The 23871-nt window shown below is 72.9% G+C and carries 20 protein-coding genes; 2 read left to right on the top strand and 18 right to left on the bottom strand.

The annotated features are described in order from the left end of the window. Window positions 1-16 precede the first annotated feature (16 nt). From Aau02nite_RS05495 to Aau02nite_RS05485, 3 genes are all read right to left on the bottom strand, one after another. A complete protein-coding gene (locus Aau02nite_RS05495) occupies window positions 17-1528 on the bottom strand; it encodes a vanadium-dependent haloperoxidase (RefSeq protein ID WP_212987217.1) in 1512 nt (503 codons plus the stop codon). A gap of 115 nt (window positions 1529-1643) precedes the next feature. Beyond that, window positions 1644-2264 carry a peptide chain release factor H gene (prfH, locus tag Aau02nite_RS05490; RefSeq protein ID WP_212987216.1) on the bottom strand — a complete coding sequence of 207 codons (621 nt, stop codon included), beginning with the start codon at window positions 2262-2264 and terminating at the stop codon, window positions 1644-1646. After that, on the bottom strand, window positions 2261-3406 hold the full coding sequence (locus Aau02nite_RS05485) for an RNA ligase RtcB family protein (RefSeq protein ID WP_212987215.1): 1146 nt from the start codon (window positions 3404-3406) through the stop codon (window positions 2261-2263). Before Aau02nite_RS05485 ends, prfH begins: the two co-directional genes overlap by 4 nt. A 155-nt stretch (window positions 3407-3561) precedes the next feature. Here Aau02nite_RS05485 and Aau02nite_RS05480 point away from each other — a divergent pair, with 155 nt between their 5' ends. Beyond that, entirely contained in the window at window positions 3562-3978 is a 417-nt protein-coding gene (locus Aau02nite_RS05480; RefSeq protein WP_212987214.1) for a DUF1801 domain-containing protein, read from the top strand. 9 nt (window positions 3979-3987) lie between these two features. Here Aau02nite_RS05480 and Aau02nite_RS05475 read toward each other — a convergent pair whose 3' ends face one another. The 6 genes from Aau02nite_RS05475 to Aau02nite_RS05450 all read right to left on the bottom strand — a co-directional run bounded on the left by Aau02nite_RS05475 (window position 3988) and on the right by Aau02nite_RS05450 (window position 9509). Continuing rightward, window positions 3988-4671, bottom strand: a complete 684-nt coding sequence (locus tag Aau02nite_RS05475; protein ID WP_212987213.1) for a zinc metalloprotease — start codon at window positions 4669-4671, stop codon at window positions 3988-3990. Window position 4672: 1 nt separating this feature from the next. Continuing rightward, window positions 4673-5605, bottom strand: a complete 933-nt coding sequence (locus Aau02nite_RS05470) for a ParA family protein (RefSeq protein ID WP_203774887.1) — start codon at window positions 5603-5605, stop codon at window positions 4673-4675. A 112-nt stretch (window positions 5606-5717) separates the two neighbouring features. Then, window positions 5718-6641, bottom strand: coding sequence for a site-specific tyrosine recombinase XerD (locus Aau02nite_RS05465; RefSeq protein ID WP_438841102.1), 924 nt, complete (start codon window positions 6639-6641; stop codon window positions 5718-5720). Next, window positions 6638-7753, bottom strand: a complete 1116-nt coding sequence (gene ald / locus Aau02nite_RS05460; RefSeq protein WP_212987211.1) for an alanine dehydrogenase — start codon at window positions 7751-7753, stop codon at window positions 6638-6640. The genes Aau02nite_RS05465 and ald overlap by 4 nt, the downstream gene beginning before the upstream one ends. Window positions 7754-7890: 137 nt before the next feature. Further along, window positions 7891-8889 carry a CU044_5270 family protein gene (locus Aau02nite_RS05455; RefSeq protein WP_212987210.1) on the bottom strand — a complete coding sequence of 333 codons (999 nt, stop codon included), beginning with the start codon at window positions 8887-8889 and terminating at the stop codon, window positions 7891-7893. Further along, the gene (locus tag Aau02nite_RS05450; protein ID WP_212987209.1) at window positions 8886-9509 is read right to left on the bottom strand and encodes an RNA polymerase sigma factor; all 624 of its coding nucleotides are present in this window, start codon (window positions 9507-9509) and stop codon (window positions 8886-8888) included. Before Aau02nite_RS05450 ends, Aau02nite_RS05455 begins: the two co-directional genes overlap by 4 nt. A gap of 100 nt (window positions 9510-9609) precedes the next feature. On the opposite strand from Aau02nite_RS05450, the gene Aau02nite_RS05445 reads away from it, so the two are divergent. Then, entirely contained in the window at window positions 9610-10614 is a 1005-nt protein-coding gene (locus tag Aau02nite_RS05445) for an LLM class flavin-dependent oxidoreductase (protein WP_212987208.1), read from the top strand. Between the two features lie 179 nt (window positions 10615-10793). Here Aau02nite_RS05445 and Aau02nite_RS05440 read toward each other — a convergent pair whose 3' ends face one another. From Aau02nite_RS05440 to recN, 9 genes are all read right to left on the bottom strand, one after another. Next, entirely contained in the window at window positions 10794-11390 is a 597-nt protein-coding gene (locus Aau02nite_RS05440) for an NUDIX domain-containing protein (RefSeq protein ID WP_212987207.1), read from the bottom strand. Then, entirely contained in the window at window positions 11387-13132 is a 1746-nt protein-coding gene (pyrG, locus tag Aau02nite_RS05435; RefSeq protein WP_246594925.1) for a CTP synthase, read from the bottom strand. Before pyrG ends, Aau02nite_RS05440 begins: the two co-directional genes overlap by 4 nt. A gap of 141 nt (window positions 13133-13273) precedes the next feature. Beyond that, window positions 13274-15919: a hypothetical protein gene (locus tag Aau02nite_RS05430; protein ID WP_307857844.1), complete on the bottom strand. Its 2646-nt coding sequence runs from the start codon at window positions 15917-15919 to the stop codon at window positions 13274-13276. 164 nt (window positions 15920-16083) lie between these two features. Further along, a complete protein-coding gene (locus Aau02nite_RS05425; RefSeq protein ID WP_246594924.1) occupies window positions 16084-17217 on the bottom strand; it encodes a glycosyltransferase family 4 protein in 1134 nt (377 codons plus the stop codon). Beyond that, a complete protein-coding gene (gene murJ / locus Aau02nite_RS05420) occupies window positions 17214-18839 on the bottom strand; it encodes a murein biosynthesis integral membrane protein MurJ (RefSeq protein WP_212987206.1) in 1626 nt (541 codons plus the stop codon). Before murJ ends, Aau02nite_RS05425 begins: the two co-directional genes overlap by 4 nt. Continuing rightward, complete coding sequence (locus Aau02nite_RS05415; RefSeq protein ID WP_212987205.1) at window positions 18836-19702, bottom strand: hypothetical protein; 867 nt, start codon at window positions 19700-19702, stop codon at window positions 18836-18838. Before Aau02nite_RS05415 ends, murJ begins: the two co-directional genes overlap by 4 nt. 97 nt (window positions 19703-19799) lie before the next feature. Beyond that, a complete protein-coding gene (locus Aau02nite_RS05410) occupies window positions 19800-20729 on the bottom strand; it encodes a copper transporter (protein ID WP_212987204.1) in 930 nt (309 codons plus the stop codon). Between the two features lie 26 nt (window positions 20730-20755). After that, window positions 20756-21934, bottom strand: coding sequence for a putative cytokinetic ring protein SteA (gene steA / locus Aau02nite_RS05405; RefSeq protein ID WP_212987203.1), 1179 nt, complete (start codon window positions 21932-21934; stop codon window positions 20756-20758). A gap of 149 nt (window positions 21935-22083) precedes the next feature. Beyond that, window positions 22084-23841, bottom strand: a complete 1758-nt coding sequence (gene recN / locus Aau02nite_RS05400) for a DNA repair protein RecN (RefSeq protein WP_212987202.1) — start codon at window positions 23839-23841, stop codon at window positions 22084-22086. Between the last annotated feature and the right edge of the window lie 30 nt (window positions 23842-23871).

Below are 23871 nucleotides of genomic sequence, written 5' to 3'. Positions count from 1 at the left end.
GGGCGGCGGAAATGGGTCAGCGGACGAAGAGATCGAACGAACTGCCGCTCACCGCGCACCGCCAGAATTCCCACCGGTGCTCATTCGACAATTGACGGCCGGTGTTGTTGCAAACCGTCCGCGCATTGGTGACGCCGTCGCGGTGCTGATACAGCAGCTCCGTCGGGGAACTGTTGTAGTAGAGCGAATTGTCGACCGAGTATTCGCCGAGTTCCGTGCCCGGATTGAGTACGGCGTCGGCGTCGAAGTGCCAGTGCACGCCGAGCCAGAGCCGGCTGTGTGCGTTCTCGTCGGCGGCCGCGCTGAAGCTCGCGAGCGTGCGCGTCCTGACGGTGGCGTCGGGGTCGTCGGTGTCGCCGGTGAACCGGATGTTGTCCCGGCCGAACCAGTGCTGCATCACGGTGGCCCAGGTGTAGGCGAACGTCGCGTGCCCGGACACGTAGGCCGGGAAGTTCGGCGTCGCCTCGGCCAGCGGCTGCCAGGCCACCTTCGGGGTGTCCGGGTTGTTGTCGGTGTCGGCCTGGTTGATGCCGGTGACCGGCCGCCACAGGTCGACCGGCGTGTTGTACTTCGCGTCCCAGGCCAGGATCGCCGCGTCCGCCATGGCGATCGCGACCTGCGCGAACAGCTTCGCCCTGGATTCCGCCGAGACGTTCTGACCGTTGGCGACGGTCTGCGTGTGGGAGAACAGCTGGCCCGGCGGCTTGTAGGTACCGTCGGCGTCGTTGGCCCAGAAGAACGCGGCCCGGGTCTGGTCGGCGGTCCGCTCGGTCGAGTCGCGCGAGCCGAGCCGCCGCGCCTCGTCGAACTGCGCGGTGTACTCCGCACCGGTCACGACCTCGTCGTAGGTCGATCCTTCGCCCGGCATGGGCGGCCGGAACTGCGAACCGCTGGTCATCACGAAGGGCCGGACCGCGCCCCACTGCGGGGTCACGGGCGCACCGGTGCCGATCTGCTGGAAAGCACCGGGGACCCCGTCGTACGTGTAGGACATCGGCGCGTCGGAACCGTCGCCGGCTCGCCGCTGCAGGATGGCCTGGGCCGCCTGCTCCCCGATGGACCGGCCCGCGGCCTGCTGGGGCGAGGCCACGACGCCGTCCTGGGCCTCGGCGAGCCTGGCCTGGTACACCCCCGCGAGCGAGGGGTAGAGACTGGTCAGCGTCGTGTACGCGGCGTAGTCCACCGCGGTGTTGAAGTCTCCGCCGCCGGCCACCTTGATCGCGTACGGCTGGCCGAGGCAGTCGGCCGCGCGTCGGGCGCACAGCACCGAGTTCGCCGCGTCGTAGACGGCCACGTGCATGATCGCCCCGGCCCGGCTGATCCGGGTCGGCGCGGCCGCGTCCCCGGTGAGCTGCCGGTACGTGTTGATCAGAACCGTGTTCCAGAAGGTGACGTGGTCCGTGGAAATGACCGCGCGGGCCGGCCGGACGGGCAGGACGACCTGGAATAGTGCAGCGAATAGCAGAATGGCGATCGCCAATGCGCTTATTCGCCGCGATGGGCGTGCTTGTATGCCGGACAACGACATGATTTCCCCCCGTTAGTTCCTGAGCCCACCCCCGTGGCCGGCGTCGGAACTGTCAGTAGGTTAATCGTTGCGGTCCAATATCGACACCCCCCCTGTGGACATCGAAAGTCGACAGTCAGCCCGGCGGCCGCTCGGTGCGGGAGGGATCACCGCGGACCAGTCCATCGTGGACCCGCCAGCGGCCGTTACGTACAGCCTGTTCCCCGGCCCGGTCGTTCTGCTCGAGCCGGGCCCGGATGCGCTCCAGGGCGAGACGGCGGTTGTCGCTGAACCGGCGCTCGGTGTCGACCACCACGACGATCCCGGTAGGACGATGGGTCGCCCGGACCGCGGTGCTGGCCTTGTTGCGGTGCTGGCCACCCGGCCCGCCGGTCCGGCAGCCCACGATGTCGACGTCCTGCTCCGCGAACGCCGTGTGCGGGGCGCCGACCTCGCACGGTTGCGCGATGACGTACCAGTTCTTCCGGCCGGCGCTGGTCCGGTACGGGCTCGGAGCCTGCCAGCACAGGGTGCCGGTCCACGAGCCGGCGAATCGGGTGGCGCCCGTACCGGAGATCCGTACCAGCACCGAGCGGTAGGTGCCCGGCCGGTCGCCGGGCACGGTCTCGGCCCGGTGGGTCGTCAGGCCGTCCCGGACGGCGCCGGCCTCCAGGCGGCGCACGAGCTGCGCGACCGCCCAGGTGCACTCCTGCGGGCCACGCCCGGCCGACAGCAGCAGGTGCACGTGCTCGCTCACGACCGGCCCCGGCCCCGGCGGTGGTCGCGGCGGTCCCGCCGCGGTGCGCTGCCCAGGTCCGCCGTCTTGTAGGTGACCACCGGGACCGTCTCGGCCACGGACGTCGCCAGGCCGTGCCCGACGAGATCGCCGATCACCTGCTCGATCCGCTTGTACGCCGTCGGCGCCTCCTCGAACAGCAGCTGCCGGTCGCCACAGACCACGAGCGATCCCACCGGCGTCCGGCGTAGCTCCTCGACCGTGTGCTTGGCCCGCCCCCGGACCAGGGCGTCGGCGCGGGACATCTTGCGGCCCGCCCCATGGGCGACGGAGTAGTTGGCGTCCGGCCCGGCGTGCGCCGCCACGAGGTACGACGGGGTGCCACGGGTGCCGGCGACGAGCACGTCACGGCCGTCCCCGCGGGCGGCACCCTTGCGGTGCAGGTAGGCCCCGTCGCGGACCTCGACCAGGTTGTGGCACTCGTCGACGATCGGTGCGGTGGGCGTGGCCCCCAGGGCGAGGGCGACCCGGGCCGCCATCAGCCGGCGGTTCAGCGAACCCCAGCGCACGGCCTCGTCGTGCCGGGCCAGGTAGTCCGCCGGGTCGGCAGCGGGGCCCGCACCGTGCACCTCGGTGTGCGACCGCAGGATGCGCTCGCCCAGGCCGCGGGAGCCGCTGTGCACGATCAGGACGAGGTCGCCGGCGGCCAGCCCGAGCCGGGCCGCGTGGCCGGCGTCGAGCACGCCGCGGACCCGGGCCAGCTCGACGAAGTGGTTGCCCCGCCCGACGGTGCCCAGGCTCTCCGTGTGGCCGGCGGGGATGTCGGCGTCCACGTGGGCCCACGCCGGGTCGTCCCGGTCCACCGGCCGGTCCAGGTCGGGGAAGCGGCCGGCCAGGCGCTCGGGCACGGCGCGCTTGAGGCCGACGGGGAACACGGCGATCCCGCAGCCGATGTCGGAGCCGACCAGGTGCGGGTAGAGCACGGTCGACGCCATCGCGGCACCGATCGGGGCGCCCTTGCCGGGGTGCAGGTCCGGCAGGGCGGCGACGTGGAGCATGCCGTCGAGGGCGGCCACCTGGTGGCACTGCGTGACGGCGTCGGACTCGATCCAGCTTCCGTCGGAGGCGAAGACGGTGACGGAGGCAGACTGCTGCTGAGACAAGGAGTGCTCTTTCTACAGACGTACGGACGTGGTCGGTGCGCTGGAAGTGGTGCCCGTCAGTACGTCATGCAGGCAGCTTGCGCGAGATCACCCACCGGCGGCAACCGCTTTTCCGCGCGGGACGGGTCTAAAATCCGCCCGGGAGGTACAAGGCGATGGCGGACAGCGGCAACAAGACCACGGCGACCGACGGTGACGTCGGCGCGTTCATCGACACCATCAGCGACGACCAGCGGCGCCGGGACGCGACGCTGCTGATCGAGACCCTGCGCGAGGTGACCGGGGAGCCGCCGGTGCTGTGGGGTCCGTCCATCGTCGGTTTCGGCTCCCACCACTACCGCTACGACTCGGGCCGTGAGGGTGACACCCCCGCGATCAGCTTCTCCCCGCGCGCCGCCCAGACGACGCTGTACCTGTCGGGTCTCATGGAGGAGTACACGAGCCTGCTGGAGCGCCTCGGGCCGCACAAGCTCGGCAAGGGGTGCCTCTACCTCAAGCGGGTCGATCAGGCGGACGCCGGCGCGCTGCGGGAGATCCTCGCGCTGTCGTACCGTCTCGGCACGACCACCTGACCGGCGCCGTCAGAGCGGGACGGGCCCGCCCCGCAGGCGCAGGAAGAGGACCCCGAGCACGTCGAGGATCATCAGCAGGAACGGGTAGCTGAGCGGGAAGAAGCAGCAGATCAGCAGGATCAGCACGCCGAGGTTCTTCTCCTCGAGCCACAGCCGCGTCTGCTGCGCGCCCTGCCCCGGCCGCTTCAGCGCCGACCACAGGATGCCGAAGCCGTCCAGCGGCGGGGTCGGGATCAGCGCCAGCAGGCCGAAGGCCAGCAGGCCGACCGCAAGGCAGAGCAGCACCTGCTCGCCCAGCGGCAGTGTGAAGCCGCGCAGCACGTCGGACATGTTCAACACCGACAGCAGGTTGTCCGGGAAGAGCAGCACGTACGCCAGGAACAGCAGCTGCGAGACCAGGATGCAGACCACTGGGCCGGACGCGAAGACCGCCGCCGCGCGGCCCCGGCCGTGGTAGCGGGGCACCTCGTCGACCGAGATCATCTTGCCCCAGCCCATGCCGCCGACGGCCGCCGCGACCGCGCCGAACGGGTCGACGTCCTCGCGCAGCCGCGGGGTCACCGGGTCGCGGCGATCGGCCAGGCCCAGCGTGCGCGCGGTGATCCGGATCGCCAGGGCCCGCAGCAGCAGGCCCAGCAGGAAGGCGACGACCAGCGCGACGAACGCGACCGGTTCGCCGAGGGCGAAGAGCAACCTAGCCCCGTTCCGCCTTGGCGGCGATGACCTCGCGGGCGAGCTGCCGGTAGTTGCGGGCGCCCGAGCTGGCCGGGTCCAGGCTGGTGATCGGCGCGCCGGCCACCGTGGACTCCGGGAACTTGACCGTCTTGGTGATGACGGTCTGGTAGACCTTGTCGCCGAACGCCTCCACGACCCGCTGCAGCACCTGGCGGCAGTGGGTGGTGCGGCTGTCGTACATGGTCGCCAGGATGCCCTCGAGCTCCAGGTCGAAGTTCAGCCGCTCGCGGACCTTGTCGATGGTGTCGAGCAGCAGGGCCACGCCGCGCAGGCTGAAGAACTCGCACTCCAGCGGGATGAGCACGCCGTGCGCGATGGTCAGCGCGTTGATCGCCAGCAGGCCCAGCGACGGCTGGCAGTCGATCAGGATGAAGTCGTACTCCTTGCGCACGGTGCGCAGCACCCGCGCCAGGGCCATCTCCCGGGCGACCTCGTTGACCAGCTGGATCTCGGCGGCCGACAGGTCGATGTTGGCCGGCAGCAGGTGCAGGCCGGCCACATCGGTCTTGATGATGACGTCCTCGGCGGTGACGTCGTCCTGCATGAGCAGGTTGTAGATGCTCAGGTCGAGGTTGTGCGGGTTGACACCCAGGCCGACCGAGCAGGCGCCCTGCGGGTCGAAGTCGACGAGCAGCACCTTGCGGCCGTACTCGGCCAGGGCGGCGCCCAGGTTGATGGTCGTCGTGGTCTTGCCGACGCCACCCTTCTGGTTGGCCAGGGCGATGATCCGCGCGGGGCCGTGCCGGTCGGTCGGCATCGGCTCGGGGATCGGCCGGCGCATCGTGTACGCCGTCGGGTCGGCCGGGCCGAGGTCGGCGCCGAGGTCCAGCGAGCTCTGCTGGTCGCGCAGGGCATTGGTCCACGCCTCAGCGCGATCATGATTTCCGCTCACGTCCCCAGCCCCCTCTCGACCCGCAGCCGGAGCCGATGCCCGACTGTACGCCACGAGGACCGCCCGACCGGGGTCAGCCGTTCGGCGTGTCGCAGGGACTGACGCTCACCTTCTAACGAGCGCGCGGGTGGGAGGTCGCGTACACCTCCCGGAGCCGGTCCACTGTCACAAGAGTGTAGAGCTGCGTGGTGGTCACCGAGGCGTGTCCGAGCAGCTCCTGGACCACCCGGACGTCCGCGCCACCGTCGAGGAGGTGCGTCGCGTACGAGTGCCGCAGTGTGTGCGGCGACACGGCGTGCGGGCCCTCCACGGGCAGCCCGACGGCCGCCGCGGCCCGGTGCAGGATCGTCCAGGCGCTCTGCCGCGACAGCGGTCCGCCGCGCTGGTTCAGGAAGACCGCCGGCGTGCCCCGTCCCTTCGCGACCAGCTCCGGGCGGCCCTGCACCAGGTAGGACTCCAGGGCGGCGCGGGCGTACCGGCCGAGCGGGACCAGTCGGGTGCGCCCGCCCTTGCCGTGCAGGGTGACCGCCGCGTCGTCGGAGAAGTCCAGGTCGTCGACGGCCAGCCCGACCGCCTCGGAGATCCGCGCGCCGGTGCCGTAGAGGAACTCCAGCAGCGCGGTGTCGCGCAAGGAGCCCGGGACGGCCAGCAGCCGGGTCACCTGGTCGATGTCGAGGGCCTTGGGCAGGCGCTTCGGCGGTGTCGGCGGCTTCACCTCGCGGCTCACGTCGTGCGCCACGAGACCCTCGCGGGCGGCGAAACGGTGCAGGCCGCGTACCGCGCTCACGGCCCGGGCCGCCGACGCGGCCGACAGCGCCGGATGCTCCGGCGACCCCGCGCGCAGCTCGGCGAGATGCGCGGTGACCTGGGCCGCGGTGACGTCGGCGAGATCACCGACGCCGGCCGCGGCCAGCGTCTCGGAATACCGGTCCAGATCCCGGCGGTACGAGGCCAGGGTGTTGCGGGACAGGCCGCGCTCGACCGACAGGTGGTCGAGATAGGTCTGCACGGCCCGCCGAATCTTGTCTGAGGTCAGCTGAGCACCTCGGCGAGGGACAGCGCCTGCATGCCGTGCGCGTCGGCGACCGGGCCGTAGATGACGTGCCCGTCGTGGGTGTTGACGCCCAGGGCCAGCGCCGGGTCGGCCTTGACGGCGTCGCGCCAGCCGAGGTTGGCCAGCTCCAGCGCGTACGGCAGGGTGACGTTGGTCAGCGCGTAGGTGCTGGTGTGCGGGACCGCGCCGGGCATGTTGGCCACGCAGTAGAACATCGACTCGTGCACCCGGTAGACCGGGTCGGCGTGCGTGGTGGGACGCGAGTCCTCGAAGCAGCCACCCTGGTCGATGGCGATGTCGACGAGCACGCTGCCCGGCTTCATCCGCGACACCAGCTCGTTGGAGATCAGGTTCGGCGCCTTCGCGCCGGGGACCAGGACCGCGCCGATGACCAGGTCGGCGTCGATGACGGCCTTCTCGATCTCGTACGCGTTCGACGCGATCGTCTGCAGGTGACCGCGGTAGTCGGCGTCGGCCGCGCGCAACCGGGCGATGTTCTTGTCCAGCACCAGCACCTCGGCCTGCATGCCCAGCGCGATCGCGGCGGCGTTCATGCCGGAGACACCGGCGCCGATGACCACGACCTTGGCCGCGTACACGCCCGGGACGCCGCCCATGAGCACGCCACGGCCGCCGCCGGAACGCATCAGGTGGTAGGAGCCGACCTGCGGGGCCAGCCGGCCGGCGACCTCGGACATCGGGGCCAGCAGCGGCAGCGAGCGGTCGGGCAGCTCGACGGTCTCGTACGCGATGCCGGTCACCTTGCGGTCGATGAGCGCGTCGGTGCACTCCTTCGACGCCGCCAGGTGCAGGTACGTGAAGAGCACCTGGCCCTCGCGCATCCGGCCGTACTCCTCGGCGATCGGCTCCTTGACCTTGAGGATCAGATCGCCGGTGGCCCACACGTCGTCGGCCCCGGCCAGGATCGTGGCCCCGGCGGCGACGTAGTCGGCGTCGGTGATCGACGAGCCGGCACCGGCGCCGGCCTGCACGTACACCTGGTGACCGGCCCGGTTCAGCTCGAAGACCCCCGCGGGGGTGATCGCGACCCGGAACTCGTTGTTCTTGACTTCGCTCGGAATGCCGACCTTCATGAGTCGACACCGTCCTTTCCGGGAGAGACGTCGATGGCTCATACCCGAGACGGGCTGCTTAGCAGATTACCGTCCCACCAAGTGGAAGATACTGCCGATCCGTTGCGCGAAGATCAAGATTTGGAGCCGGTCGGTGGCTACCGCGGCAGCACGCCCTTGCCGGCGACGACGCCCCGCTGCAGGACCGCGGTCGTACCGGTGAGCATCCCGGCCTTGCCCAGCGGGGTGTCCCGGACCAGGTACGAACGCTCCCCGAGGTACTCGAAGGTGACCGGGTCGAAGATCCACTCCAGCCGCTCGCCGTCCTCGCGGGTCCGCGCGACGGCGACCCCGTGCCGGCCCTGTGCGTCGACCGAGTCGGCCACCAGCACCACCCCGGGGATCCGCGCGGCCGCCCGGTAGATCGCGGCGGCCACCGGCGGGGGCAGCAACGACTCCCGCAGCGCGTCACCGAGGAAGCCGAACGCGGCGGTGTCCGGCCCGCTGTCCTGCCCCCGGGTCTCGGCGTAGATCCGCTCGAGCAGCTCGGCCGGATCGGTGGGCAGCTCCGCGTAGGTGCTGTTCGGTTCCGCGCCGGACAGGCCGAACGTCTCGCCCCGTTCCCGGATGAGGCCCTCGTCGCCCCGCGCCGCGGGCAGCCAGATCTCCCGGTCGTGCACCTCGTCGAGGACGGAGTTGGTGGCACCGATCTCCTGCTGACCGGAGCTGGGCTCTCCGGCGAGCATCAGCCAGGCCACCCGGCTTCTGACGTAGACGTACTCGTCCCGGCCGAGCGGCACCGACGGCTCCCGGCCCGCGACCGCGGCCACCCGGTCCATCAGCGGCGCGACGCCGGTCGCGTCGCCGACGGCGACCGCCACGCGCGAATCGGCGCCGGTGGTCGTGCCGCCGCCCGTCCGACCGTGGAGCACCGCCACCCCGATGATCGCCGCGACCAGCACCGCGGCCGCGAGCGGCGCGGCGAGCAGGGTGAACCGGCGGCCGGACCACCCGGTCCGGGGCTCGGCCACCTGCTGCAGGAACGCGTCCTTGAGCAGGCGGTGCCGGATCCGGCTCAGCTCCGGGTCCCCCGGCGGCGGCAGCAGGCGCGCCAGTTCGGCCCGTTCGGCCGGGTCGAGCCGTGGTGACTGCTTCATCGCTTGTGCTCCTGGTTCGATCGGGCCGTATCGGTACGGCCGAGGTGTGCCTGTCCACTGCCCGGCCCGGGGGCCGGCCGGCCCGGCTCCGCGGTCAGCTCGCGCAATTTCGCCCGGGCCCGGGACAGCCGGGACCGGACCGTGCCGACCGGTACGCCCAGCGCCTCCGCGGTCTGCGCGTAGTCCAGCCCGGACCAGACGCAGAGCGTGAACACCTCCCGCTCGGCCGGCCGCAGCCGGTCCAGGGCGGCCGTGGCGGCGGCGAGCTGCTCGCTGTCACGCATCCGGTTGACGAGCTCGTCGGCGAAGTCCGGCATCGCCTCGGCCGGTGGCAACCGGACCAGCGCGGCGGCGTGCCGGCGGGCCGCACGCCGGTTGTTGCGCAGCACGTTGACGGCGATGCCGAGCAGCCAGGGCCGCACGCTGTCCCCGTCGGGCCGCAGTTTGCCGCGCAGCCGCCACGCCTCCAGGAAGGTCAGCGAGACGATGTCCTCGGCGGCGCTCCAGTTGCCGGTGCTGCGCACGACGTACCGGTACACCTCTTGCGCGTGGTCGGAGAAGAGCTGCCCGAACGTCGCGGGATCGCCGGCGCGGATCCGGGCTCGCTGGGATGGGTTCACAACTGGTTCCTGTCCGCTCGCGGCGCCGGGTTCCCGTGGCGGTGGTCACGCGTGGCCGCCGCCGGTTGGTGGCACGACCACCACGACGGAGGATGCAGAGATGGCCGCTTCCCCCCTGCCCCTCGCCCTGCTGGACCTCGCTCCGATCACCGCCGGCCAGGCCGTGCGGGACAGCTTCGAGGCCAGCGTGGCCGTCGCCCGCGCCGCCGAACGCAGCGGCTACCGGCGCGTCTGGTACGCCGAACATCACAACATGCCGTCGATCGCCTCGTCGGCCACCAGCGTGCTGATCGGCTACATCGCCGCGCACACCGACACGATCCGGCTGGGCGCGGGCGGGATCATGCTGCCCAACCACTCCCCGCTGGTGATCGCCGAGCAGTTCGGCACCCTGGCCACGCTGTTCCCCGACCGCATCGACCTGGGCCTCGGCCGCGCGCCGGGCAGCGACCAGAACACGATGCTGGCCCTGCGGCGCGACCCCACGTCGGCGGATTCGTTCCCGCAGGACGTGCTGGAGCTGCAGGGCTACCTGAGCGGCCGGACCCGCGTGCCCGGCGTGCAGGCGGTGCCGCGGGCGCCCGAGGTGGTGCCGCTGTACATCCTCGGCTCGTCACTGTTCGGCGCGCAGCTGGCGGCGCAGCTCGGGCTGCCGTACGCGTTCGCCTCGCACTTCGCCCCGGCCCACCTGCACCAGGCGGTGGAGATCTACCGCGAGACGTTCCAGCCGTCCGCGCAGCTGGAGCAGCCGTACGTCATCGCGGGCGCGAACGTCTTCGCCGCCGAGGACCACGACGAGGCCATCCAGCAGATGACGGTGGCGTACCGGGCCCGGACCCGGGCGATGATCTCCCGGGGCGCGGTCGGCACCAACTTCACCGACGCGGAGATCGACGCCTTCCTGGCCTCGCCGAACGGCCGCCAGCTGGCCGCGATGACGAAGTACACCGCGGCCGGCACTCCCGAGGAGGTCCGCGCCTACCTGGCGGACTTCGCGGCGTCGTGCGGGGCGGACGAGGTGATCGTGGCCCACTACGCCACGGAGATCGACGACCGGGTGCGCTCGGTCGAGCTGACCGGCGAGGCCGTCCTCAAGGCCGCCTGACGGCCCGGCTTCGGCCGGGCTTCCGCCCGGCCCGGCCCGGCTTCCGCCGGCCTTCCGCTTGGCCCGCCTTGTGCCGGCCTTTCCGCTTGGCCCGCCTTGTGCCGGCCTGCCGCTCTTGGCCCCAGACCCGGCCTGGCCCCGACCGGTACGCCCGCTCAGCGGGCGTACCGGATCGCAGCTCAGAGTGGCGGCGTGTCGGTCGGGCGCAGCGTGGCCCAGCCGTCCTCGCGCGCCCGGGCGGCGGCGAGCAGCCCGCTGACCGCGGCCGCGTTGGTGATCTCGCCGCGCAGCACCATCGCGACGGCCTCGTCGAGGTCGCGCCAGACGATCTCGATGTCGGCCTCCTCGTCGGTGCGCTCGTGCCGCTCGTCCTCGGGCACCGGGGTCAGCTCCCGGGCCAGGAAGATCCGCACCTTCTCGGTGCTGAAACCGGGCGAGGGGTGCAGATCCACCAGCAGGTCGAAGCGGCCGGCGTTGAGGTCGGCCTCCTCGGCCAGCTCGCGGGCGGCGGTGACGACGAGGTCCTCGCCGTCGACGTCGCACAGCCCGGCCGGCAGCTCCCAGAGCCGCCCACCGACGGCGTGCCGGTACTGCTTGATCAGCACCACCCGGTCGACGTCGTCCAGGGCGACCACGACCACCGCGTTCTTGTTGACCACCACGTCGCGCGCGGCGGTGCCACCGCCGGACATGGTGACCTGGTCGGAGTAGACCGTGAAGATCGGCCCCGCGTACCGCTCGGAGCGCGACAGGGTCTCGTGCGCGAAGGCCGTCATGACGCCGCGACCGCGGCCTTGCCGGCCTTGCCCTTGCCGCCCTCGGCGACGGTCCTGGTGTCGTCGGCCACCTCGACCGGCAGCTCGTCGGCGGCGGCGTACTCCACCGCGGCCTTGACGAACGCCGCGAACAGCGGGTGCGCCCGGGTCGGCCGGCTCTTGAGCTCCGGGTGCGCCTGGGTGGCCACGAAGAACGGGTGCGTCTCGCGGTCCAGCTCGATGAACTCCACCAGCCGCCCGTCGGGCGAGGTGCCGGAGAACTTCAGGCCGGCCTGGGCCAGCCGGTCCCGGTACGCGTTGTTGACCTCGTAGCGGTGCCGGTGCCGCTCGGAGATCTCGGTGTTCTCGTACGCCTCGGCCACGATCGAGCCCTCGGCCAGCGCCGCCGGGTACGCACCCAGGCGCATCGTGCCGCCCAGGTCGCCCTTGCCCGCGACGATGTCCTCCTGGTCGGCCATGGTGGAGATGACCGGGTGCGGGGCCTGCTCGTCGAACTCCAGCGAGTTGGCGCCGTCGAGGCCGGCCAGGTGGCGCGCGGCGTCGATGGTCATGCACTGCAGGCCGAGGCACAGACCCAGGATCGGGATGCCGTTCTCCCGCGCGTACCGGGAGGTGTTGATCTTGCCCTCGATGCCGCGGATGCCGAAGCCGCCGGGGATCACGATGCCGTCGACGCCCTTCAGGGCGGAGGCGGCCCCGGCCGGGGTGTCGCAGTCGTCGCTGGGCACCCAGCGCAGCTGCACCCGGGCGTGGTTGGCGAAGCCGGCCGCCCGGATCGCCTCGCTGACCGACAGGTACGCGTCCGGCAGGTCGACGTACTTGCCGACCAGCGCCACGGTGATCGTGCGCCGCGGGTGGTGGACCCGCTCCAGCAGGTCGTCCCAGCTCGACCAGTCCACGTCCCGGAACGACAGCCCGAGCCGGCGCACCACGTACGCGTCCAGGCCCTCGCGGTGCAGCACCTTGGGGATGTCGTAGATGCTCGGCGCGTCCGGGCAGGCCACCACGGCCTCGCGGTCGACGTCGCAGTACAGCGACAGCTTGTGCTTGAGCTTCTCCGGGATCTCCCGGTCGCTGCGGCAGACCAGCGCGTCCGGCTGGATACCGATGTTGCGTAGCGTGGCCACCGAGTGCTGGGTCGGCTTGGTCTTCAGCTCGCCCGACGGCGCCAGGTACGGCACCAGGGAGACGTGCAGGTAGAACACGTGGTCCCGGCCGATCTCGTGGCGCACCTGGCGGATCGCCTCGAGGAACGGCAGTGATTCCATGTCACCGACCGTGCCGCCGACCTCGGTGATCACCACGTCCGGCGTGCGGCCGTACTCGTCGGGATCGGCCATCGCGAAGATGCGCTCTTTGATCTCGTTGGTGATGTGCGGGATGACCTGCACGGTGTCGCCCAGGTATTCGCCGCGCCGCTCCTTGGCGATCACCGACGAGTAGATCTGGCCGGTCGTGACGTTGGCCTTACCGGCCAGCGCCCGGTCCAGGAACCGCTCGTAGTGCCCGACGTCGAGGTCCGTCTCCGCGCCGTCCTCGGTCACGAAGACCTCGCCGTGCTGGAACGGGTTCATCGTGCCGGGGTCGACGTTGAGGTAGGGGTCGAGCTTCTGCATGACGACCCGCAGTCCCCGAGCGGTCAGCAGATTGCCGAGGCTGGAGGCGGTGAGTCCCTTGCCCAGCGAGGAGGCGACGCCCCCGGTGACGAAGATGTGCCGCGTCTCGCGTGATGTTGCAGCCAAGGCCTGCTCCCGTGGTCGGTCAGATGCGATCGTGCAGACCGGCGCTCAACCATCATCGGCAGATCGCGCCATCCACGGGATTCCACGGTAACACCATCGCCGGCGCGCGCACGTTCGGGCTGGTCGTCACGCGTGTCCGGGTCAGCGCTGACGCACGGTCACGCCCGCCGAGTCGGATTTGTCGCCCGGGGGCGGCGTCACCGGGCCGGGCCGCATCGACAGACCGGGCCCGCCCGGGCCGTCGGTGCCGCCTTCCGGCCGGGTGCGGTCGGCGGCGTGGCCGAGCACCCGCAACGTGGTCAGCACGGCCAGCGGCACGGCCACCGCGGCGGCGGCCCCGGCGACCGCGAACGCCGCCCCGCCCAGCACCCCGGCGATCATCGTGGCGACGGTGGTGCCGGCCAGCGCCGCGCGCAGCGCCGGGTGCAGGCCGAAGACCCGGTTCAGGCCGCCCCAGGGCGAGAACTGGCTGAAGGCGAGCATCAGGACACCGATCACGGCCAGCAGCGTCAGGGGGCTGTCCAGGGCGTGGGCGTTGGAGGTGGCCGCGCGCTGGATGGCCGGGCCCGCCGTACCCTCGCCCAGCGCCGTCAGCGCGCGCCCCAGGCTGCCCTGCTCGAGCTCCGGCCGGCGCAGGTCCAGCACGGCGAAGCCGATGGTGACCGCGAGCCCGGCGAGCGCCGCCCAGGCGAACCGCGGGAACGTCAGCCAGCCACCGGTGCTGATCGCGGCGGCGACGCACACCCCGGCGGTGACGGCGATCGCGCCGACCGGATCGGCGCCCAGATAGGGGCTGCCGACCATCACGACCGCCAGGCCGCCGACCATCACGACCACCACGGGCCGCCAGGGCCGGCGAACCCACTGCGCCACACAGCCGGCCAGGAACAGCATCCCGGCCACGAACACGCCCAGCCCGACGCTGCCCACCCCGGAGTAGCGCGCGCCCTCGATCGCCGAGTAGCCGGCGACGCCGTTGAGCTGCAGCTGCGCGCCGGTGAGCAGGTCGAAGCCGACCACCGCGGCGCCGACCGCGGAAACCACCCCCATCGGCCACAGGGTGCGCGGATAGCGCGGCGCGAGACGGACCGCGACGGTGCCGGCGAGCATCAGCGCGAAGGTCAGCGCCGCGAAGACGATGCCCGGGCGCCCGGCCCGCCACCAGGGCGCGGCGTCGGCGAGCAGGGCGGCCGGGATGGCCAGGGCCACTGCGATGAGCAGCACCTCGGCGCCGAGCACGAGCAACCGCGGCGCGGCAGCTGGTCCGGTCGGCCCGGCATGCCGCCGGGCCCGGATCATCAACGGGACGACCAGCAGAAAAACCGCCAGCTGTACGGCACCCAGCCCGGAGAAGTAGATCCCGGCGATCCCCAGCTGGGCGCCGGCCCGCTTGTCCGCGTTGTTCTCGCCGCCGACGGCCTCCGCCGGATCGGCCGGCCGCCCGGGGACCGACAGGGCGCTGAAGCCGCTGAACCGCCCCTCCGGCGAGGGCCGGCCCAGCGCGCTCAGCACGGTCGGAGCCAGGTCGACGAGCTGCAGATAACCGTCACGGCCGGTGCCGGCCGAGGTCAGCCAGCCACCCTGCCAGCCCGGGCCCTCGGCGATGGCCACGTGCAGACGCGAGGTGGTGTCGGTGTCGGAGACGCCCGCAACCATGATCAGCGACCGCTCGGGGCGGGCGGCGATGATCCGGGCCAGCGTCGCATCGGCCCGGGCCACCAGGGCCTGCCGGGCGGTACCGGAGCCGCTGACCGTACCCAGGTCGACCACGCTCAGCACACAGTCGGAGAGCAGGCGCCGGGGATCGTCGGGCAGGCTGGGCGCGTACCGGTCGACCCGCCCGAACGGCCGGGCGGCGGCAACGGCAGCACCCGGCCCGACGGCCACGGTGCACCGCACGGACTCGGCGAGCGCACCGGGCAGGGCGCCGTAGGGCTGGTTGTCCTGGTTGCCCCGCACTACCCCGCCCAGCTCGGGCAGATTGGCGCCGATGGCATCGGGCTGGGTGAGGACGGGCTGCACGGGCGGGCACTGCCGGTCGACCCGGGTGTTCGCCCAGATCGCGTAGTTCCCGGCGCCGAGCGTGAGCCAGCCGTCGGCCGGGCAGGTGGTGGAGTGCGCGGACCGCACCGAGAGCCACCCGATCGACCCGCGGCTGGCCTCCTGCCAGAGCGCGGGCGTCCGCTGCGGGTCGAGATCGTCCCAACGTAGCCCGGCGGCCCCGGCCAGGATGACGTAGTCGGCGGTGTCCTGCGGGGCTCCGGTGGCGGGCCGCACGGCGAGCCCGGCGATGCTGGCGGCCGCGGCGAGCACGATCAACAGGTACGGCAGCCAGGTCCGTCCCCGGCGCATCCGGGAGGGGGGCGCGGAGTCCGGCCTGATCCCGCGGCGGAGGGTGTTGCGGACCCTGGCCGGCCAGCTGCCCCGGGCTTCGGCGGTCGTGCGTCTCGGCCGCACGCTGCCGGGTTTACGCGCCGGCTTGCGGCTCTTTCGGCCGGCCGCTTGCCGGCCCGGGCTGCCGGGCTTGCGGCCGGCCGTTTCCTGGCCCGGGTCGCCGGGCTTGCGGCTCTTCCCGCCGGCCGGTTCGCGGTCCGGCCCGCCGGGCTCGGGGCTGCTTTCGCTCTCCGCCGTTTCGGGCTGCTGACCGGCTGGATCGCTCAGCGCGCCGCCGTCGCGGCCTACCGCCGCGGCCGCCTTCTGAGCTGCTGGATCGCCGAGTTCGCCACTCTTGCGGGTGGCCGGGTCCTCATCCCCGGAGGGGAGCGGACCGGCTTCGGTCGCGGCCACCTCCGGCGCCGCAGCACGGTCGGCGTCGGCCGGTTTATCCGGGTCAGGAGCGTGGGTCCGAGCGGACTCGGTCGCGGCAGGTCCGGGCGTGCTCCCTGACGCAGGCGCGCCCGGTGTCGGGTCGTCGTCCGGCTCGGGTGCGGTGGTGCCGGGGTCCGGCTCGCTCACCCCTGGCCTGCCCGCGCGCTTGTCGTCACCGACGCATAAGCGGCCAGCACGTCAGCGACCGTGTCCTCCTCCGACGGCCACGTCGCCGCCTGGCGCGGCCCCCGGGCCGCATACTCCGCTCGCTTGGCCGGATCCGCCAGCAGCTCGCGCACCGCCGTGTCGAGCGCGTCCACGTCTCCCGGCGGGATCAGCACCGCGGCGTCTCCTACCAGTCCCGGCAGTCCGCCCACGGCCGTGGTCACCAGCGGCACGCCGGCATTCAGCGCCTCCTGGGCGAACAGCTGGCGGGCCTCCCAGTCGCTCGTGATCACCGCCAGGTCGGCGCCGGCCAGCAGGTCGGGCACGTCCTTGCGGTGGCCGAGCAGGAAGAACTTGGCCCGCACCTCCGAGATGCGCTGGGCCAGCAGCATGTAGCTGGGCCCGGACCCGGCCACCAGCACCGTCGGGACCGGCTTCAGGTCGCGCCAGCGGGCGGCCGCCTCGACCAGGACGTCGTACCGTTTCTGCGGGTGCAGCCGGCCGACCGAGAGGATCAGCGGGGTGTCCGGGGTGAGCCGGAATTCGGCCCGTACGGCGGCACGGCTGCGCTTGGGCGCGGCCAGTGCGGGCGCGGCGACCGCACCCAGGCGCGCGTTGCGGGCGCCCAGCGCCACGGCGCGTTCCACCAGGTCCTCGGAGGCGCCGAGGGTCAGGGTGGCCGCGCGGGCGACGATCCGCTCGACCAGCGCCGACGCCTGTCCGCGCAGGCCGCGGGCGAGGACCGCGTTGTGCCAGGTGACCACCAGCGGGGCGGCGGGCCGGGCCAGCGAGGCGACGAAGGCCGCCCGCAGCCCGTGCGCGTGCACGACGTCGACGTCGCGGCCGGTCAGCGCTCGGCGCAGGGCCCGGACCGCGCCGGAGTCCTGGGGGCCGGGGTTGGCCGGGATCTCCACCGGGGCGAACTGCGCGCCGGCCGCGGAGAAGCCGAACAGCTCGTCGGCCGCCGCGGGCCCGCAGACCAGCACCCGGCAACCGGCCGCGAGCAGGCCACGGGTGAGCGAGGCCACGTGCCGTCCGACGCCACCGGTGCTGGAGCCCAGCACCAGTGCGACCGAGCCGTGCCACATCGTCGCCCGTGCTGCGTCGGTCACGTTGCGCCTTTCTCGTCCGGTGCCGGCTTCCGGCGTATCCGCCCGGTCACGGTGGCGACCAGGGGTCGCAGGTCGTGGCGGTCCAGCGGGTAGGTCACCGCGAGGAAGACGACCACCACCACGACACCGCCCAGCATGCCCGAGAGCAGGCTCGCCCCACCTGCCGGGGTCACACCCGTCGCGTGCCGCAGGCCCTCGACCGCACCCCACCCGGCCAGTCCGGCCACGACCGCCGCCACGATACCGACGGCGGTCGCGCGGGTCAGCCCCGCCAGCGCTCCGGCACCGGCGCGGCGGCGTACGGCAGCCACCAGCAACACGCCCAGAGTGAGCATGCCGACGCTGTTGGCCAGGGCCAGCGCAAGCACCCGGTCGTCCCCGGGCAGCACGGCGGCCAGGGTCAACGCGGCGAGCGCGGCGACCGCCCAGCCCGCCGCGGTGGCCGCAGCCGCGGACGCCGTCGCGCCCCGGGCGTAGAGCGCGCGGGAGAGCAGCGCGAACAGGGCGAAGCCCAGCAGTCCGGGTGCGAATCCCACGATGCCCGGCGCTGCCTGGGGCGTGCCGAGCAGCGTCGCGACCGGCCCGGCGACGGCGACCAGCGCCGCGCCGCCGAGGCAGGCCAGCAGCGCCACCGTACGGGCGGTCCCGGCCAGCGCGGCGCGGTAGCCCTTCTCGTCGCCACGCTCGGCGGTCGCGGACAATGTCGGATAGGCGGCGGTGGCGAGCGGCACGGCCAGCACCGCCCAGGGCAGCAGGTACAGCGCCTGGGCCAGGTTGAACCGGGTCAGGTCCCCGTCGCCGGCCGCCAGGGCGAGCACGACGACGACCATGAGCTGCTGCGAGCCGACGGTGACAGCGCCGGCCCAGCCGAGGCGGACGACCTGCCGTCCCGCGTCGCCCGGGAACCGCACCGCCGGGCGCAGCCGCAGGCGCAGGCCACGCAGCGGGATCAACAGGCACAGACTGAGCACGACGACGCCGAGCGTGGTTCCCACGGACAGGGCCAGCTCACCGCCGGTGCTCAACCGGCCGAGACCACTGCCGCGGCCGTCGACCAGCGCGTACGTGAGGTAGGCGGCCATCACGGTGACACTGGAGAGCAGCGGGGCGATCACCGGCCAGGCGAAGCGGTGGTGGGCCTGCAGGATTCCGGTGAGCACGATGCCCACCCCGTACAGCGGCAGTTGCGGAGCGAAGATGCGCAGCATGCGCGTGCCCACCTCGTGGGCCTCGGGCGGCATGTGCGGCAGCAGGCCGACGATCGGCCCGGCCAGCAGCGCGACCAGCAGGGCCAGCGGCACGAGCAGCAGCAACGTCCAGGTCAGCAGGGCGGAGGCGACCGCGTCGACCCGCTGCCGGTCGCCCGCCGCCACCGCTCCGGCCAGCAACGGCACCACCAGGCTGGCCAGCGCGCCGCCGGCCACCAGCTCGAAGACGATGTTCGGCACTGTGTTGGCCGCGTTGTAGAGGTCGCCGAGCGAGTTGTCGCGGACGGTGCTGATGAACACCACCGTGCGGCCGAAGCCGGCGATGCGCGCGAGCACCGTGAGACCGGCGATGAGCGCGGCCGCCCCGACGATGCGCCCGGCCCCGGAACGCGGCGCAGGCGCGGTTTCGGTCATTCCGCCGGCCGGCGGCCCAGCGCGTCGAGCTCGCGCAGCCACGGCGTGTCCTGGATGACCTTGGTGAAGCTGACCTTCTCGCTGGCCGCGGTGAGCGCGGCCAGCACGGTCAGGGCGACGGCCCGCCCGGCCGGTCCCGTCCGGGCGGCGAGAGCCACACCGAGCAGCGCGCCGAGGGCGTTGGCGCCCGCGTCGCCGAGCATGATCTCCTCGCCGAGGTCGGCCGGCAGCAGCGCGGCGCCCGCGCCCAGCGTCCCGGCGGCGACACCACCGCCCCGGCCGACGGCCAGCGGGGCCCCGATGAGCGTGCCGGCCTTGAGCGCCCGGCCGGGGCGCAGGTCGAGCAGATTGAGCAGGTTGGCGGTGCCGGCGATGACGCCGGCGCCGAGCAGCACGTCGGTCGCGCCGCGCACGGCGCCACCCTTGCGGCGGCCGCGGTGGGCGCGCACCCGGGGATCGGTGGCGAGCAGAGCGGCGGCGGCCAGCCCGGCGGCACCGACACCGGCGATCTTGACCAGCCCGCTCGTGACGCGGCCCTCGCGCAGCGCCCCGAGGTGCCCGGCGAAGCCCTTGGCGGCCTTCTGCTCGGGCCGGTTGCCGACCAGGTCGTCGTAGAAGCCGACGGCCCCGGCCGTGGCGCCCGCGGTCAGCGCAGCGGCGCTCGTGGCCCGGCTGGGCGCACCGAGCGCGGCACCGGCAGTGGCGCCCAGCGCGAGCGCGGGACCACCCGCGAGGGTGACGGTGCGGCCGTGGAAATTCGTCCGGTCCAGCTGGGCGGCGTACGGGTCATGACGGATCCAGGCCAGCGCCGCACGGGCCACCACGGCCCCCGTACCGAACGACTTGAAGACCTTGCCCGCCATCTGCCCGCACTCCCGCCTCGCCGGGCCGCGCCCCTCGGCGGCCGACCGCCGAGTCTAGGCGGTCCCGGCCCGGGCCCGGCGCACCCTGTGGACGAACTCAGCCCGAGGCCTTGGGCACGAGCGCGCTCGCGCCCGCCGACAGGCCGTACTGTCCCACCTTGCCCCCGACGACCCGCTCGACGACGGCCATCGCCGTGGCCAGCCGGCCCTGCTCGGTGCTGACGTTGTCCACCGTGGAGATCTCCTTGACCAGGGTGGGGTCCGAGCGGACCTCGGCGACCAGGTTGCCGTCACCGATGCCGTTGCCGCCGACGACCACCGGGCGGTCCTTGTGGAACTGGTTGGTCAGGGTGACCGCGTTCCGGTTCTTCTCGGCGGCGTCCCGGTCGACCGGCGGCAGCCCGGAGACCACCACGGTGGCCTCGGCGCCGGGCACGATCTCGTCGGAGACGTTGAGATAGCCGGGCTTGGTGTAGGCGGTCAGCACGGCGGTGAGGTCGGCGGCCGACACCGGCTGGGCCTGCTGGAGCAGGGCGACGGCGAGCAGGGCGCTGGAGGTCTCGACGCCGTCGCTGTTGAGCGGCAGGCCCTCGGCGGACACGGTGGGCTGCGACGCCTTGTCGGCCAGGTCCAGCAGCTCGAAGGCGTTCGCCGGCTCGAAGAACTTGTCCTGCACGGTGACCGTACCGGTGATCGCGGCCCCCGCGACCTTGAGCATCGCGGTGGTGCCCTCGGCGTAGTCCTGGCCGCCCGGCAGCACCACCACGAGGATCTTGCGACCGGTCAGCTTGCCGTTGAGCAGCGCGGGCGACACCTGGGTGGCGAAGTCCTGGGTGCTGTTCAGCTCGTCCCGGTACTGGTTCGCCTGCTCGCGGTAGTTGGTGTTGTCCTTGCTGAGGGCGTCGACGCGGTCCTTGAGCGTGTCGACGACCGGCCCGTTGAGCGCGGCGGTGCCGACCACCAGCCCGATCGCCAGGGCGAGGAAGACCGCGGTGAGCGACACCACGTGGTACCGGAAGTTGATCACGCCAAAGCCTCTTGGTCACTCGCGGATTAGAAGAGCTGTCCTAACTGGAAGACCAGATTGTCCCACCACTCGGACATCACGGAGAGATAGGCCTTGCCGACGGTGGAGACGGTGACCGCCGAAGCCATCGCCGCGATGGCCGACAGCACCAGCAGCACCAGCGACGAGCCGGAGATGTTCTGCTTGTAGAGCCGGCTCACGCCCTTGGCGTCGACCAGCTTGCCGCCGACCTTGAGCCGGGTCAGGAACGTCGAGGCCATGCCGCCGCGGCCCTTGTCCAGGAACTCGACCAGGTTGGCGTGCGTGCCGACGGCCACGATCAGCGTCGCGCCCTTGTCGTCGGCCAGCAGCATGGCGAGGTCCTCGCTGGTGGCGGCGGCGGGGAAGGTCACCGCGGGCACGCCGAGCCCGTGCACCCGGTCCAGGCCGGGAGCGCGGCCGTCCGGGTACGCGTGCACGATCACCTCGGCCCCGCAGCGCAGCACGTCGTCGGTGACCGAGTCCATGTCGCCGATGATGATGTCGGGGGTGTAACCGGTCTCCACCAGCGCGTCGGCGCCACCGTCGACCCCGATCAGCACCGGCTTGCACTCGCGGATGTAGGGCCGCAGCACGTCCAGGTCGGCCTTGTAGTCGTAACCGCGGACCACGATGAGCACGTGCCGGCCGGCGATCTGGGTCTGCACGTCCGGCACGCCGACCCCGTCGAGCAGCAGGTCACGCTCCTGCTTGAGGTAGTCCATGGTGTTCGCCGCGAACGCCTCGAGCTGCACGGACAGGCCCTCACGAGCGTCGGCCATGGCGGCGGCGACGGTCTGGGTGTCCTGCCGGATGCCGGTGGCGATCGGCTCGCCGCCGAGCAGCACGGTGTCGTCCTCGATGCTGACGACGTCACCCTCGCTGATCCGGTCGAACACCTCTTCGCCGAGGTCGTCGATGAGCACGATGCCGGCCTGGATCAGCACCTCGGGCCCGAGGTTCGGATAGCGGCCGGAGATCGAGGGCTTGACGTTGAGCACCGCCGCGACGCCGACGGCGACCAGCGAGTCGGCCGCGACGCGGTCGATGTCGACGTGGTCGATCACGGCGATGTCACCGGGGCGCAGTCGTCCGACCAGGCGCTTGGTCCGGCGATCCAGTCGGGCGGTGCCGGAGAAGGCTCCCGGTTCGACGCTCCGGGTCCGGCGCAAGGTGGGAAGTCGCATCCCGGCCATCCTGACACGCGGTTTCACCTCTACCGCACGCGACATGCACAAGGTCACCGACAAAAGGTACGAGTTGCCCGTCACCCGTCGTGGCTTCCCGCGTTCCGGACGCCGGAACTGCCGCCCCCGCGGCGACGCTGGTGTGCAGGTCAGGCCCGCTTCTCCTTGTCGGCGACGGCCAGCAGCTCCTCCGCGTGGGCGATGCCCAGATCCGAATCCGGCAGGCCGGCCAGCATCCGGGCCAGCTCGCGGGCCCGCTCGGTCTCCTCGACGATGCGCACCCCGCTGGTGGTGATCGCCCCGCCGGTGTCCTTGGCGACCACCAGATGCCGGTCGGCGAAGGCGGCCACCTGCGGCAGGTGGGTCACGACCAGCACCTGATGCGTACGCGCGAGCCGGGCCAGCCGCCGGCCGATCTCCACCGCGGCCTGACCGCCCACCCCGGCGTCGACCTCGTCGAAGACCAGCGTCGGCGGGCCGCCGGCCCCGGCGAAGACCACCTCTATGGCCAGCATGACGCGGGAGAGCTCACCGCCCGAGGCGCCCTTCTGCAGCGGCAGCGCGGGCGCGCCGGGATGCGCGATCAGCCGCAGCTCGATCTCGTCACCGCCGTCCGGCCCGACGGCCACCTCGGCCCCGTCGACCGGGACCGTGGGCTCGTCGCGCCCGCCGGCCCGCGGCTGCACGACGATCTCGACCCGGGCGTGCGGCATGGCCAGCCCGGCCAGCTCGACGCTGACCTGGTCGGAGAAGCGGCCGGCGGCCTCGACCCGCGCGGCGGTCAGCCGGGCGGCCAGCTCACCCACGGTCGCCGCCAGGCGCAGCCGCTCCTTGTCCAGCTCCTCCAGCAGCTCGTCGGAGCTGTCCAGCGCGGCGAGCCGGGTGCGGGCGTTCTCGGCCCAGGCGATGACACCCTCGACGTCGTCGGCGTACTTGCGGGTCAGCGCGCGCAGCGCCGCCCTTCGCTCGTAGATGACCTCGAGCCGGGCCGGATCCGCGTCCAGCGCGCTCAGGTAGGCCGAAAGCTCGGCGGAGACGTCGCCGACCAGAGTGGCGGCCTCCTCGACCCGGCCGGCCAGCTCCCCCAGCGCCGGGTCGACCCCGGCCTGCGCCTCCAGCGTGCGCCGGGCGGTGCCCAGCAGCACCGTGGCGTCCGGGGTGTCGTCGGTGGCCTCCACGCCGCCGGCCAGCGCCTGCGCGGCGATCGCGGCGGCGGTGCGCAGGCCCTCGGCGTGCTCCAGGCGCTGCACCTCGGCGCGCAGGTCGTCGTCCTCACCGGGCTGCGGGTCGACGCGGCTGATCTCGTCGAGCCCGAGGGTCAGCAGGTCGGCCTCCTGGCTGCGCTCGCGCGCATGGCGGCGGCGGTCGGCCAGATCCTCGACCACGGCCCGCCAGCGGGTGAAGGCCTCCCGGTAGCTCTCCAGCAGCTTCTCGTGCCCGGGGCCGGCGAAGCGGTCCAGCGCGGCCCGCTGCTCGGACGGGCGCAGCAGGCGCAGCTGGTCGGACTGCCCGTGCACGGCGACGACCTGCTCGCCGACCTCGCTGAGCATCGCCACCGGCATGCTGCGGCCGCCGACGTGCGCCCGCGACCGGCCCTCGATGGTGACCGTGCGGCTGAGCAGCACCGAGCCGTCGTCGTCCATCTCGCCACCGGCGTCGGTGATGCGGGTCTGCACCGCGTCGCCGAGCGTCCCGGCGAGGCGCAAGCGGCCCTCGACCACCGCCCGGCCCGGGTCCGCGCGGACCCGGCCGGCGTCGGCCCGGCCGCCGAACAGCAGCCCGAGACCGGTCACGACCATCGTCTTGCCGGCACCGGTCTCACCGGTGATGGCATTCATACCCGTGGTCAGCCTCAAGGTCGTGTCGTCGATGACGCCGAGCCCGGTGATGCGCAGTTCCTCCAGCACAGGGCGAACAGTATCGGTGCCCACCGACAA

The organism is Actinoplanes auranticolor (genome assembly GCF_018332655.1).
GTDB classification, from domain to species: domain Bacteria; phylum Actinomycetota; class Actinomycetes; order Mycobacteriales; family Micromonosporaceae; genus Actinoplanes; species Actinoplanes auranticolor.
Note: the sequence above shows the minus strand (reverse complement) of the source record. Positions and strands in the feature narration are given on the sequence as shown.

What these genes read in the sequence shown, in the direction of transcription:
- Aau02nite_RS05495 (WP_212987217.1), bottom strand. Translation starts at nt 1,528, where the DNA reads ATGTCGTTGTCCGGCATACAAGCACGCCCATCGCGGCGAATAAGCGCA.
- Aau02nite_RS05480 (WP_212987214.1), top strand. Translation starts at nt 3,562, where the DNA reads ATGGCGGACAGCGGCAACAAGACCACGGCGACCGACGGTGACGTCGGC.
- ald (WP_212987211.1), bottom strand. Translation starts at nt 7,753, where the DNA reads ATGAAGGTCGGCATTCCGAGCGAAGTCAAGAACAACGAGTTCCGGGTC.
- Aau02nite_RS05455 (WP_212987210.1), bottom strand. Translation starts at nt 8,889, where the DNA reads ATGAAGCAGTCACCACGGCTCGACCCGGCCGAACGGGCCGAACTGGCG.
- Aau02nite_RS05445 (WP_212987208.1), top strand. Translation starts at nt 9,610, where the DNA reads ATGGCCGCTTCCCCCCTGCCCCTCGCCCTGCTGGACCTCGCTCCGATC.
- Aau02nite_RS05440 (WP_212987207.1), bottom strand. Translation starts at nt 11,390, where the DNA reads ATGACGGCCTTCGCGCACGAGACCCTGTCGCGCTCCGAGCGGTACGCG.
- murJ (WP_212987206.1), bottom strand. Translation starts at nt 18,839, where the DNA reads ATGACCGAAACCGCGCCTGCGCCGCGTTCCGGGGCCGGGCGCATCGTC.
- Aau02nite_RS05415 (WP_212987205.1), bottom strand. Translation starts at nt 19,702, where the DNA reads ATGGCGGGCAAGGTCTTCAAGTCGTTCGGTACGGGGGCCGTGGTGGCC.
- steA (WP_212987203.1), bottom strand. Translation starts at nt 21,934, where the DNA reads ATGCGACTTCCCACCTTGCGCCGGACCCGGAGCGTCGAACCGGGAGCC.